At 63.1% G+C, this 12,451-nt stretch carries 12 protein-coding genes and 1 pseudogene; all 13 read right to left on the reverse strand.

Annotated elements, in window-relative coordinates:
* A pseudogene (locus RKP46_RS18535) lies at window positions 1-503 on the reverse strand (hypothetical protein); the annotation flags it as partial.
* Window positions 504-1,261: 758 nt separating this feature from the next.
* On the reverse strand, window positions 1,262-1,894 hold the full coding sequence (locus RKP46_RS18540) for a type II secretion system protein (protein ID WP_311107993.1): 633 nt from the start codon (window positions 1,892-1,894) through the stop codon (window positions 1,262-1,264).
* Between the two features lie 72 nt (window positions 1,895-1,966).
* The gene (locus RKP46_RS18545; protein WP_409194167.1) at window positions 1,967-2,407 is read right to left on the reverse strand and encodes a type II secretion system protein; all 441 of its coding nucleotides are present in this window, start codon (window positions 2,405-2,407) and stop codon (window positions 1,967-1,969) included.
* Window positions 2,401-2,901, reverse strand: a complete 501-nt coding sequence (locus tag RKP46_RS18550) for a type II secretion system protein (RefSeq protein WP_311108004.1) — start codon at window positions 2,899-2,901, stop codon at window positions 2,401-2,403. The genes RKP46_RS18545 and RKP46_RS18550 overlap by 7 nt, the downstream gene beginning before the upstream one ends.
* 36 nt (window positions 2,902-2,937) lie before the next feature.
* Window positions 2,938-5,262, reverse strand: a complete 2,325-nt coding sequence (locus RKP46_RS18555) for a secretin N-terminal domain-containing protein (RefSeq protein ID WP_311107994.1) — start codon at window positions 5,260-5,262, stop codon at window positions 2,938-2,940.
* A gap of 59 nt (window positions 5,263-5,321) precedes the next feature.
* The gene (locus RKP46_RS18560) at window positions 5,322-5,897 is read right to left on the reverse strand and encodes a hypothetical protein (protein ID WP_311107995.1); all 576 of its coding nucleotides are present in this window, start codon (window positions 5,895-5,897) and stop codon (window positions 5,322-5,324) included.
* Window positions 5,894-6,520 (reverse strand): hypothetical protein, encoded by a 627-nt coding sequence (locus RKP46_RS18565; protein WP_311107996.1) that lies wholly within the window; start codon window positions 6,518-6,520, stop codon window positions 5,894-5,896. The genes RKP46_RS18560 and RKP46_RS18565 overlap by 4 nt, the downstream gene beginning before the upstream one ends.
* Window positions 6,517-7,107: a hypothetical protein gene (locus tag RKP46_RS18570; RefSeq protein ID WP_311107997.1), complete on the reverse strand. Its 591-nt coding sequence runs from the start codon at window positions 7,105-7,107 to the stop codon at window positions 6,517-6,519. Before RKP46_RS18570 ends, RKP46_RS18565 begins: the two co-directional genes overlap by 4 nt.
* Window positions 7,104-7,748 (reverse strand): hypothetical protein, encoded by a 645-nt coding sequence (locus RKP46_RS18575; protein ID WP_311107998.1) that lies wholly within the window; start codon window positions 7,746-7,748, stop codon window positions 7,104-7,106. The genes RKP46_RS18570 and RKP46_RS18575 overlap by 4 nt, the downstream gene beginning before the upstream one ends.
* Before the next feature lie 190 nt (window positions 7,749-7,938).
* Window positions 7,939-9,651 carry a GspE/PulE family protein gene (locus tag RKP46_RS18580; protein ID WP_311107999.1) on the reverse strand — a complete coding sequence of 571 codons (1,713 nt, stop codon included), beginning with the start codon at window positions 9,649-9,651 and terminating at the stop codon, window positions 7,939-7,941.
* Window positions 9,648-10,841 carry a type II secretion system F family protein gene (locus RKP46_RS18585; RefSeq protein ID WP_311108000.1) on the reverse strand — a complete coding sequence of 398 codons (1,194 nt, stop codon included), beginning with the start codon at window positions 10,839-10,841 and terminating at the stop codon, window positions 9,648-9,650. Before RKP46_RS18585 ends, RKP46_RS18580 begins: the two co-directional genes overlap by 4 nt.
* Before the next feature lie 18 nt (window positions 10,842-10,859).
* The gene (gene gspG, locus RKP46_RS18590) at window positions 10,860-11,357 is read right to left on the reverse strand and encodes a type II secretion system major pseudopilin GspG (protein WP_311108001.1); all 498 of its coding nucleotides are present in this window, start codon (window positions 11,355-11,357) and stop codon (window positions 10,860-10,862) included.
* A complete protein-coding gene (locus tag RKP46_RS18595) occupies window positions 11,354-11,728 on the reverse strand; it encodes a lytic transglycosylase domain-containing protein (protein WP_311108002.1) in 375 nt (124 codons plus the stop codon). Before RKP46_RS18595 ends, gspG begins: the two co-directional genes overlap by 4 nt.
* Window positions 11,729-12,451: the final 723 nt, after the last annotated feature.

The raw sequence follows: 12,451 nt of genomic DNA on the forward strand, positions 1-12,451 counted from the left end.
CCGGTGCGCATCGAGCCAGCCGACGATGCGTCCCTTGTAGGGGTCGAGCTTGCTGACCCTGCGCTCCCGCAACAGAACCGTCGCCGGCCGTCGAACATCGCTTCCTGATTTGTCAGCGTCCGCGCCACCCGCAGCACTGCGCGTGCTTCTTGCAGGTGGTGCCGGCTACCGAAACGAACAGGCGGAGGCGGAGCGAACTCGCCCCCGTCGGCAAGCGCCCACGTCCGCCAGCGCCCTGCCAGCGGTTCGCTGGGGTTGTAGAGATGGAGCGGCGGCGCAGCGCGCCAGACCGACGCCTTGGGCGCCGGTCGCTCGTCGGGGTTCCAGGCGGCATCGGCACCATCGTCGAGCGCCCGCCAGACTGCTGCGGTCGCGGCACGTCGGCCGGCGCGCTGAGCAGCGGTGCGGCGGGCCGGCGGGATCTCCGCGCCGGCGGCAACCGCCAGCGTCGCGCCAATGCCGATGGCTTCGATCCGCCCGGGCGACTTGCGGGGTAGAAACACGCCAGGACAGCCGCGCTCGCCACATGTACGTCCACCGCTTGCGCGTGTTCCTCGCTGGTCGTGGCCGCCAGGTCCACGATCACGTCGTTCGCTGCTGCGTGCAGGAGCGCCAGCATGCGCGCGGCGCGCAAGGGGTTCTGCTGGTAGCGGACGATCAGATCCAGGGCAAGTTCATTGCAGGGCAAGGACGCCGGGCCAATTGCCCACTTCCGCAACATCGCATCAGCCGTGACCGGCGGGTGCCTTTTGTGCACGGCGAGAATTGCAACGAGCGACAGCGTGCTTTCTTCGGCAACGAGCAGCGGTCGATGATCGTCCCGCGCGGACAGCCAACGCGGCCACTGGTCAGGGGTGAATGCCGTGGTCGCTGGTTCCGGCGCTTGAAGCCCTCCTGCCACCGTAGCGTTGGCGCAGACCATCAGCCAGAAGCAAGCGAAGGGCAGGCTGCGACGCCACCTCCTTTCGATAAGCGCGGTAAGCGCGCTTCCCCGATAAGGCGAGCCGAGAGCTGCCGCCCGGAGCATGCGGCGCTTGGCTGTCGAGTACCTTGACCTGCCGGAATGGCCCCCGGATGCGCTTCGCCTATTCATCGGAGGCGGGTAAGCGGCAAAGTTATTCAATATACACGGCTATAGAGCTTGATGCCTGCCAACCGCACGCGGCACCATCCTGCCGGCGTTGCTCGGCCTGATGACGATGAGAAGGGGCCGCGCGACCGGCATCCGGCCGCTGCGGGCCAGCAAGCCAGTCTGCGGAGATCAATGCTGAGCGCCTGTCGGGAACAGGCCTCGCGCGGGGACCTGTGCTGTACCCGATAGCTCAACCGGGGCAGGACTCTGCGCAGCAAAGCCGCCTGGGACTTGCTGCGGTGTCGGGTTCGGCGATGTCGCTCCAGCGCTTGCGCCCGGGGTCTGCCGAGGTACACCGGTGCCGATACCCGGCGCGACGGATTGAACGACGAAAATCCATTCGGAATAGCGCACCTTGCCTTCGAACAGTTGGTTCTCCGCTTCGAACCCGGCAAGCTTGATCGCACGTGCCTCGGAGAGACTGTGGATCCCCATGATTCCGCCTCCGGGAGCCGGAACAAGCCCCCACTCGGCCTTGCCAGTCATTGGGTCCGGATAGAGCCGCCGCAGGTGGCGACGGACGCCGGGATAGCGCGGATCCTTGAGCAGGTCGGTCAGCGTCGGGGGGTAGCTGCGGCGGCCGCCCGGGCTGCTGTTCAGATAGCTGGCGATCGCCCGGCGATACGCTGCACCAACCTCCAGTAGTTGCTGCTCTGCTTGACGGCGCTGCACGATGCTGCCCAAGGTGAGTGTCGCGCTGGTCGCCAGGGCCAGCGTGGCGACCAGGATCATTAGCGACAGGTAGGTGAAGCCGGTCTCCAAGCCACGTCGATGCACGATGCAGGGAGGATGCGGCAGCATGGGATTGTACGGTAGCGCTACAGTACGGTAGCGCTACAGATCGGCGAAGGGCTTGCCATCCCGGGTGTTGCCGGGAGCGCCGCTCTTGATGTCGTAGACGTTTCCCTTGGCGTCCGGCGTTTCGGGCGCGACGACTATCCATGTCGTTGTGCTGCCGGTGACCGGGTCGTAGGGCAGTGCGCGCAGATACCGTTGGCTGACCAACTCGTCGAGGCTGTCAGGATAACGTCCGTTGTCGCCGTAGAACTTGTCGATCGTCTCGCGAACAATGCGAAGGTTCTCGCCAAGGACGGTCTCTTTCGACGTGTCAATGCTGTGAAAGTAGCGGGGAACGGCGAGCGTAAGCAGCAGGGCGATAATCGAAAGCACGACGAGCAGTTCGATCAGCGTAAAGCCTCGGCCGTTCAGGTGGCTATCGCCGAGGCCTCGGGCCGCAGGATGCGCGCGTCTTGGCGGATTAGCGGGCGTCACCATTGGCGGTAGGGTACGCCGTTGAGACCGACGCCACTGGACTTCGAGTAGACATCGTAGACATCGTCGCCTTCCTGCGGATTCTCGGGTTCACTGGCGTAGGCCCGCCTGGCCCAGGTATCTGCAGCGGGCACGCCTGCATCCGGATACATCGGGTCGCGCGGAATCCGCCGCAGAAAATAGATCTTGCGCCGCTTGGGGTCGCGCGCATCTTCCTCGCCCTCGACGAGGAGCTCAAGCGTCTTCGGATAGCCCGTATCGCTGAGCGATTTCCGGATACGTCCTTCGTCATGGGCCTTCTTATACTCGTCGATGGCGTTGCGTAGCTCGCGCAGGGCAAGTCGCAGATCTTGCTCCTTGCTACGCTGGATCGAAATCTGCGCCACCGGGACGACAACACTGGCGAGAACGGCCAGCACAGCCAGGGTGATCATCAACTCGATCAGGGAAAAGCCGCGCCTTCGGCTCGAACGTGGCCGAGCCGAAAGGATCGTCATCGGGCACGGTGGATACGTGAGTTGCGGCATCATCGATCAGGGGTTGATGGTGAAGGCGTGCGCAGCGGGCGGAGCGACGTTGACCGTTGCTCCCCCCGCGCCGACCGGGGCGGCCGTGATCAGCTCGACGCGCGCACTGCCGGCTGCCAGCGCGCGCAATGTCAGCTTCACCAGAACATCTGCAGCAGTGGCGCCGCCGGTGCCGGTGCGGGTCGCCGTTAACAGCACTTGTCCACCGGGGTCGACACGATAGTTGAAGGTCGTCGCAGCACCCCCTTGGCGAAGAAATGATCCTTCGCTCACGTCGGCGATCTGCAGCAAGCGCGGATCAAAGCCGATGACCAAAGGCACGCTGACCACCGGCCGATCAGCCTGCATGACCAACTGCAGTGCTGCCGTCTCGCCGGCCTTGAGCAGCGTCGGGCCTTGCCAGAGCAGTTGCGCCGCTCCGAGCGACACGTCAGACAACCCGCCGCCGGATAACGCTGACCCGGGCTGAGCAAGGTAACCATCCGGCGATTGCGTCAGAGGGCTTGATGCTTGATTGCTCTGCCCGCCAGGTGCAGTCGATGCAGGAGCGAAAGGCAGCGGCGGCGGAACATTCTGACGAGCGCCGGCAACTGGCGGGCTGGGCGCTTGGGGCGGGCTAGCGCTGCTTTCGATTCGGCCGCGGAAACTGCTTTCGGTGCCGCCGTCCAACTCGGCCAAGTGTCCTTCGGCGCGCTGGACGTTGCGCAGAACGCGCGGCGTGATCGAGAGCACGATCTCGGTCTTGACTCCCTCGTCGCTATGGCTGCCGAACAGCCGTCCGAGGATCGGGATCTCGCCCAGGAAAGGAAGCTTGTTGACCGTCCGCCGATCCTCGTCGCTGATCAAGCCCGCGAGCAACTGGTTTTCGCCGTCCTTCAAACGGAGGACGCTGGTCGCCGTACGCGTACCGATCTGGTAAGCCACGGTTCCGGACTTGGTCTCGATTCTGTTGACGATGTTGCTGACTTCCAGCGTCACCTTCATCGCTACTTCGTTATCGAGGTAGATCGTCGGCTCGATGTCCAGTTTCAGGCCGACATCAATGTAGTTGATCGATTCGGAGGAGAAGCCGGTGGCCGTGATCGTCGACGTGATGTTGGGTACCCGGTCGCCAATCAGGATCTTGGCCTTCTCTCGATTGCGCGCGCGCACACGCGGGTTGGCCAGCAAATTGACGTCGGTATCGAGCTGATTGGCCCGGATGACCACCGGTCCGGCAGTTGCGCCGATCGTCGATGAGTTGATGCTGCCCAGGTCCTTCAAGGTCAGCTTGTCGACCGGGAGGGCACGCAAAGCGATGCTGTCCGGCCAGCTGACGCCAAGTGCCTGCAGCCGCGAGCGCTTGACCTCGAGGATCTCGACCTCCAGCATCACCTCGGGTTCGGGTACGTCCTGCAGCGCGACCAGTTTGTCGGCGAGCCGGATGGCTTCCGGGCTGTCGCGGATCATCAGCATGTTCAACTTCTCGTCAACGACGATGTCTTTGGTCTTGAGGATTGTCTTGAGCGTTGTGCCTACGGTCTTGGCGTCGGAGTTCGCCAGGTAATAGGTCTTGACGAGCAGGGCCTGATATTCCTTCTGCTTGGCTGGGGTGCTGGGGTAGATCAGAATCGAATTGCCGTCGAGGACACGCTGTTCGAGCTGGTTGGTGAGCAGGAGGACGTTGATTGCGGCTTCGATCGTGCTGTTGCGCAGAAAAATGGTCGTTTTCTGATCGGCACGCAGATCCTTGTCGAAGACGAAATTGAGCCCCGAGGTGCGCGAGAGCACTTCAAATACCGTCTTCAGCGGGGTATCCCTGAACTCGATGGTGATCGGCTTCCTGAACGCGGCGGTTAACACCGACTCCTTGGTGGACCTGACGGTCTGCTCTTCGATCTGTCGCTGCAGAGCAAGGGCACGCTCGTGTTTCGGGTACGCGGCAAGGACCGCCCGCAGTCGGGCGAGAGCCTGATCGGCATCCTTCTTTGTCCAAGCCTGCTCGGCTTCCTGGAAGAGGATATCGTGGCGGCGCGCGCGCTCGATCTGGCGCAAGCCGGCCAGCGCCCGGTCGTTGCCAGGCTGCACCATCAAGGCTCGACGGTAAGCGCTTTCCGCTTCGCCGTAACGCGCCTCGGCTAAAGCGCGTTCAGCCTTGTCGAGACTCGCGTTAAGGTGGCGATCTACGGCGCGGACATAAGCGATGCGATACTCGGCAGACGCTGGGTCAAGGCCGATCGCTTCCTGAATCTTTGCCAAGCCGGCCTCGACCTTGTCTTCGGCGAGCAGCGCCTGCCCTTCGCGGTAGACGTTCTGGGCCGCACACCCGGCCAGCAACAGCGCCGCTGCCACGATAAGATAGCGGCACCACCGATCCGGAAGTCGGGGCCAGCCAGTGTCAGCCGTGCTCACTATTGCGATCCTCCTATGGAGATGGTCTGCGATTGCTTCAGCGCCAGGTATTCCAGCGTCAGCGTCGGCGGGTTGATACTCTTGACTTGGTAGTTGCCGCTGTTCAGCAACATGCCCTCGCGAACGATGAACACCTCGTCGCCGCGCCCGAGGTAGACTTCCCATTGCCCGCTTTCAAGTTTCTTGCCGAGGTACGTGAAGGGCACTGGGGGCGCTATCGGCGGAAGCGGCTTTGCCGGCAGCGGCGGTGGTGGTGGCGGTGGCGGTGTCCAGGACAGAGCAGGGAACAGGTCACGACCGACTCGGTCATTGGCTGCGGCCGGGATCAAATTCGCACGCGGAACCAAGGCGGCCACCGCCAAGCTTGACGCCGCTTTGCCGCGAGGTCCGCGCGCTGCGCCCGATCGCTGCTCATCCGAGCCTGAAGAACTTGTGCCAGAACTTGCCTCGCTTCTTGACGGAAGCGGTTGCACGACCCTGGCAGCGTCCTGGTCGCTCGGCGTCTTGTCGGCCAGGAACGCCAGGTATGCAGCGACCACCAGGAGCGACAACAGAAACAGGCGACGGCTGTTCATGGGTCCGATGCCTCCGCCGCGTTTCGCCGTCCGTCATCGGCCGAACTGGAGCGTCGGTACCAGATCGTCAGGCGAACCTTGGCTTCGACCTGGTTGACGGCTACTTCATCGCGTTTGAAGGCAAGCTCATTCACCGCTACGTTGGCGTACCTGCGGAGAATATCTTCAATCCAGCGCCGCAGGTCGATGTAGCGTCCCTTGACCGGCAGCGTCATCTGGAGCGTCTCCGCCTGCGCGTTGGCGTTGACGGAACGCACGTACTCGGCACGGGTACTGATCAGGCGATGTGCCACGGCCAGGTCGAGAACCGCTTTGATCCTCGGCAGTACCTCCTTTTCGTCGGTCAACATCTCCCGGAAAGCTTCGTAGTGCAGGGCGGATTCGGCGGCCGGAAGTGCCATCGGAGCAGATACCACGCGGCTGTCTGCCAGGCGCATCTGGATTTCGGCGAGGACGGCCCTTTTCGCCGCGAGTTCGGCCTCCATCCCGGGCATGACGAGCAGAGCCAGCGCCAACAATGCGCCGATGGCGCCGGCAAGGAGCAGCCACCATGGGCCATGCCGATGCAGCCAGAGATCGGCCTCCAGCCGCAGACGATCGGTAATTGACTTGAGCCTGTTCACTTCATCAGCACGCTTGGTTCGGCATCTGGAGCAGTCAAGGCTGACGACCCGTCGAGTCGCGCCTCGAAGATGAAACGTAGAGGCCGGTTGGGGTCCTTTTCGTTGACTTCGTGCCGAGTAAGCATCGCGCCAGCAAACGGCGCAGTCGCAGCGAGCTGCGCGATGTAGCCGAGCATTTGTTGATGATCCTTCGCCTCGGCAACACCCTTCACCAGACGCCGGCGATGATCCGGTTCGATCTGCAACAGGGCGATGTGACTGCTGGCGACGCGCTCGAAACCGTCGAGCACCGTCGGCCAAGGGGTATTGAGTTGATCGATGGCGCTGTTGATGGCAACGATCTGCGGTTCCGAGAGCAGCAGCGGCGCTGGCGGCGGTGGTGTCCGGGCGGCGATCTCTCCGCGGGCCAGAGCGACCGCCTGCGTTGTTTCGGCAAGTTCCCGGTCAAGCACTTGCCACTGCCAGTAGACGGCCGCTGCAGCCAGCGCGGTCGCCAGCCCCAAGCCGATCAGGATCTGGCGCCAACGCGTGGCGACCGGCCGCCTCCAGAGCGGATCTTCGACGAAATTGATGGACAACGGCTTCATCGCGGACTTCCAGCGAGCGCCAGTTGGCAAGCGAGCTGGCAGGGCTCCGACAGGTGGACAAAGGTCATTGCGAGTGGAGGCAGCGGCAGCGTGCGCGAGGCCAATCCGGCCATCGTCGGTGTCTCCGGCAGCCAGTCGGCACTACCGCTCCACAGCAGCGATTGTCGATCGCGTTGAGCGCCAGGCATCGGCGAGCGCAGGCGCTCCTGCTCGATCAGCTCGACCAGTTCTGCCACCCCTGGCGCCTCCGGCAGGCGCACGGTGCGCAGGCTCGCGAGCTGTGCTCCGAGAGTATGGACGAGCGTGAGCGTTTTCCCGAAGCCGACGATCAGCCAGCCATCTGCCGGAATCGAGCGGCATACGCGGTTCCAGACCTGGACCAACGCCGGGCGCACGCAAACCAGGCGCCAGCCATTCGCCCTGGCCGCATCCTCGAACTCCCGATAGAGCCTCCGCGGCAGCGCGCAGGCGATGAATGGCGCAGCCGCGTGCCAATCGGCGGCGAGCAGCCATTCTTCCGGCGACTCACCGTAGAGCGCCGCAAAGCGTGCCGCCACCGTGGCCCGCAGCTCGGCTAGTCCTTGCGCGCCACCCGGCGGAGTGACAATGAAGCTGCGCGCCGCACTGTCATCCATGGTCACTGATAACGCCGAGCGACTTGCGATGCTCACCGTCTTTGTGGATTTCAGCTCGGCGACCAGACCGCATAGCGCCTCGATGGATGCGTGTGTTGATGGGTCAAGGTCCGCCGACGCGAGAACTTCAAGCGGAGTCGACGTGCCACGGGCGAGCAGGACAGCGCTCTCGTTCGTGCAGCCAAGCAGCAGATCCCTACCCGGAAAGCGTGACACGGCGCAGTTCCTCGAGTGTCGTTTCGCCGTTGGCGACCAGGCGCAGCGCGGCCTGTGTCAGGCTCCGGGTGCCATTACGGAACGCCGCATCCTTGAGCTGCCGGATTGGCCGTTTCTCGATGATCAGTTCGCGCAACTCGTCGTTCAGATTGAGAATCTCGGCCACCGCCTTGCGCCCGCGGTAGCCGGTGCCGCGGCAGTCGCCGCAACCGGCACCGCGACGGAAGTCGAAGCGCGCCAGATCCGCAACCGAAATCGCGAAGCGCTCGAGTTCGGTTACGCCCGGGACGCAGCGTTCGCTGCAGCGCGAGCAGTTCACTCGCAACAGACGTTGGGCCCAGATGCCATTGAGTGCCGAGGCAAAAGCGTAGGGGTCGATGCCCATGTGCGTAAATCGACCGAAAACATCGAAGACGTTGTTCGCATGTACCGTGGTCAGCACCAGATGCCCGGTGAGCGCTGACTGGACGGCAATCTCGGCAGTCTCGCGGTCCCGGATTTCGCCGACCATGATCTTGTCTGGATCGTGCCGCAAGATCGAGCGCAGGCCGCGAGCGAAGGTCAGGCCCTTCCTGTCATTGACTGGAATCTGCAAGACGCCGGGCAACTGGTATTCAACCGGGTCTTCAATGGTGATGATCTTGTCGCGACCGTTATTCATTTCCGAAATCGCGCCATACAGTGTCGTCGTCTTGCCGGAGCCGGTTGGGCCGGTGACCAAGAGCATCCCGTAAGGCTCTTCGGTCAAGCGTCGCAGGGATTTCAGTGCGTGCTCGTCAAAACCCAGTGAGTCCAGGGTCAGGCCGCCATGCGCCTCGATCACGCCGCGCTTGTCGAGAATACGGACGACCGCGTCTTCCCCGTGGATGCTGGGCATGATGGAGACGCGCAGGTCGATGTCACGGCCGCTGACCTGGACACGAAAACTACCGTCTTGCGGTGTCCGCCGCTCGGCGATATCCAGCTCGGCCATTACTTTCAGTCGGGAAATCACCTGCTCGGCCAGTGCCAGGCCGCTGATCTGGGCAACGGCGTCGAGAACGCCGTCAATGCGGTACTTGATGACGATACCCGTCGGAGAGCTTTCCAGATGGATGTCGCTGGCCGCGGCCTTCACGGCGTCGTAGACCGTCGAGTTGACGAGCTTTACGGCCGGGCTGGCGGCTTCACTGAGCGAAGCGAAACTCAGCACCTCGGCAGTCCGCGATCGCTCAGTTGGGCTTGCTGCCTCGTCCAGCAGCGAATGAACTGCATGCACGGCCTCCTCGTGCTTCGACAGATAGGCCTGGATATCGGCTGCCAAGGCCAAGCAGAACGTCACCGGATGAGCCGCCAGACTGCTCAGCCAGACCATGCAATCGGTATCGAACGGATCAGAGTTGACGGCGATGATCCGTCTGCCGGCAAGCGCCTCCGGTGCACGCAGCAGCACGCAGCCGCGCGTTTGAGCTCTGGCGAGCGGCAGAAGGTCGAAAGCCGGTGCCAAAGTCAGCATCTCGGCCGTCCCCATGACTGTGAGGTGAAAACGCCGGGCGAGCCAATCGACGATCAGGCGCGGCTCGCTCCCGGTGAGCATCTCGAGTTGCGCCACCAACGTTCGGCCGGACGACCGCGCCAGGCTCCGCGCCTGCTGCAGAATCTCGTCACCAAGGTCAATAAGATCGGTTTCGGGATTTGGCACTGGAGCAGTCATTGCAGCGTCCCCGCCAAGTCGAAAATGGGCATGTAGAGCAGGATGACGATCAACCCGACGAACAGGCCAATGGCGGTCATCAGGACCGGCTCGAAAACCTTGGTAAAGCGCTCGATCCAGCGCGCGCTCTCGCCTTCGTAGAATAGCGCCGAGCGAGTCAGCATGGCGCCCATCTGCCCCGAACGCTCGCCGACGCGTAGCATGCGCAATGCGATCGGCGTTGCCAGCCGGGTCTGCTCGAAGGCATGCGACAAACTACCGCCGTCAGAGATGATCCGGCGAGCAGCCAAGAGGGCTCCTCGCGTTGTTGGCGAGACCGCGTGGCTGACAATATCGAGTGCCGTCAGAATCGGAATGCCGCCTTCGAGCAGCATGCCTGTGGTCAGGTACAGGCGTGACAACTCGATGATCCTGATCCGCTCGCCCACTCCCGGCAAGCGTGTCAGAAAGGCGATCCAGCGACCACTGCGCACGACCCGGCGCAGCCAGTAGCCAAAGCCAAGCGCTCCGGCGAGCAGACATCCAAGTACCGGGCCCGTGTGCTGACCAACGAACAGCCCCCAGTCGAGAAGCAACTGCGAGAGCCACGGTAGCGCACGACCGCTTCCCTGGTACACCCCAGCGAAACGAGGGACGACGAAGCCGAGCAGGAAGAGGGTGACGCCTCCACCGACGACAAGCAGGATGGTCGGGTAGATGGCGGCACTGACCATCCGGTTGCGGACGGTATCCAGCCGCGTCTGATAGTCGATGTAGCGGGACAGTGCGCGCGGCAGATCGCTGGTTCCCTCGGCAGCCCTGACGATGCCGACGTAAAGTGGTGGGAAAACGTCCGCCTGCTGGGCCAGGGCAGCGGAAAAGCGCTGACCCTCGCGTAGGTCCTCGATCAGACGGCCGAGCACGGCTCGCGACAAGGGCGACGCTTCCTTGTCGAATAGCGCTTCGAAGGCCTCGACCAGACTCAGTCCTGCCTCCAGCAGGGCCAGCAGTTCAGCACTGAAGAGCAGGAGAGAGAAGGTGCCGCGGCGGGACCAGCCCCCCGAGATCGACTCCACCGTCGCCGCCCTGATCGAAAGCGGCTGCAACTGCTGTTGCTGGAGCAGTCTGCCGGCTTCGCCTGCGTCTACCGCGTCAACGGTGTGCGTCTCGATCAGGTTGTTGGGAGATAAGGCACGAACTTGAAAGCGCATACCCACTCCACGGCGTTGTCATTGATTGGTCACGTCCGCGGCGTCGCCGGTTCCACCCGGTTGGCCGTCTTTGCCATAGGAAACGATGTCGAAATCGCCGGTGGCGCCCGGAGCCCGATACACATAGGGGCGGCCCCAGGGATCCAACGGCACCGCCTTCTGGAGGTAGGGGCCGTTCCATTTGGCCACGTTGCCGGGCCGGGACAACAACGCGTTGAGCCCCTCTTCAGTTGTAGGATAGCGGCCGACATCAAGCCGATACGTATCGAGGGCGCGGGCAAAGGCTTCCACTTGCGCCTTGGCGACTCCTTGCTCCGACTTGCCCAATTGAGAGAAATACTTCGGACCGACGTAAGCGGCCAACAGACCGATGATCGTCACGACGACGAGCAGCTCGAGCAAAGTGAAACCATCGGCGGTGGTGCCAGCCCAGCGGCAGTATGCAGGCCGCGTCGTTGCATCGTTTGCCAAACGCTCGCTTTGCGGCTGGCAAACAAACGCTGTGCGTCTCATCATTGTTGAATCCCTCGTGCCGCCGCAGCAAGTACCGCCGGGACATACAGCATCGTTTCGCGATACGGCGGTATCCTGCCGCCATATCTGGCTACCGCTCGTTCACCGGCGTTGTAGGCTGCGAGAGCGAGCGCGACATTGCCATCGTATTGCACGAGCAACTCCTTCAGATGGCGTACGCCGGCCTCGATGTTCTGTGCCGCATTGCCGGGATCGGTCAACCCATAGCGTGCAGCCGTGGCCGGCATCAATTGCATGGGACCCATCGCGCCCTTGGGTGACACAGCGTGCGCGTTGAAGCCGGACTCGACGCTTGCCACCGCCGCGACCAGTGCCGGCGCAACGTCGTTGATGCGTGCGTAATGCTCGATCAAGGCTGTCAGTTGTCGCTTTCCCCGATGCCGCCTTTCGGCTGACACTCTCCACGGTGCTGGGCGGCCATCTGTAGCAACTTCGCCAGGAATGAACAGGCGATAGCTCGGATCGAGGCGGTGGCTGGCGTATCGTGGAGTGCCTTCGGCGGAATAGGAGACGAAGACATCGCCCGTGCTTGCCGTACTCGCACACGATGCGACCAGCCCAGCGACTAGCAGAGCCAGGTTCGAGCCGATCGCAGGGTACGGTGCAGAGCCACGGACGCCGTCGGTAGTTGTGATCTTAACCATCCGATCTAAGCTGCAAAAGGTTGCCGCAGTGATTGCATGGCTTTTCCGGCAGCCGGCAGGAACATTCTGGCACCTCGATTCGCCTTCCACAAGAACGTGCGCGTGATGCTGCAGCTCAAGTCCAAGGCCCAAGGATACCATGACGTGTAGTCGCTGGCGTCGGTTCTGCGCAAGCGGGGTGGAATCGAAAGTGCGACCCGCGCCGGGGTGGTTGGCATTGGCCTGGGTGCAAACAAAGTGCGCCTGGCGCTGCGTGTCTGATGTGCCAATCCGGAGTGGTGGAGCTATTGGCATTCCAGAGGTCAGCAGGCGGCCTGATCCACCGCTGCTCTTCCGATTGCATCCGGAGTTGCACTTTCGATTGCACCCCGAGCAGACCTTACCCTTTCCCACAACCCGTCAGCAGACGGTAGCGCTATGGTTTGTTCCTGC

The sequence above is a fragment of the Accumulibacter sp. genome, from assembly GCF_031732815.1.
Taxonomy (GTDB): Bacteria; Pseudomonadota; Gammaproteobacteria; order Burkholderiales; family Rhodocyclaceae; genus Accumulibacter.

Coding starts and splice junctions, on each gene's coding strand:
- RKP46_RS18560 (WP_311107995.1), bottom strand. CDS start 5,897: ATGAACAGCCGTCGCCTGTTTCTGTTGTCGCTCCTGGTGGTCGCTGCA.
- RKP46_RS18585 (WP_311108000.1), bottom strand. CDS start 10,841: ATGCGCTTTCAAGTTCGTGCCTTATCTCCCAACAACCTGATCGAGACG.
- RKP46_RS18580 (WP_311107999.1), bottom strand. CDS start 9,651: ATGACTGCTCCAGTGCCAAATCCCGAAACCGATCTTATTGACCTTGGT.
- RKP46_RS18550 (WP_311108004.1), bottom strand. CDS start 2,901: ATGACGATCCTTTCGGCTCGGCCACGTTCGAGCCGAAGGCGCGGCTTT.
- RKP46_RS18545 (WP_409194167.1), bottom strand. CDS start 2,407: ATGGTGACGCCCGCTAATCCGCCAAGACGCGCGCATCCTGCGGCCCGA.
- RKP46_RS18570 (WP_311107997.1), bottom strand. CDS start 7,107: ATGAAGCCGTTGTCCATCAATTTCGTCGAAGATCCGCTCTGGAGGCGG.
- gspG (WP_311108001.1), bottom strand. CDS start 11,357: ATGATGAGACGCACAGCGTTTGTTTGCCAGCCGCAAAGCGAGCGTTTG.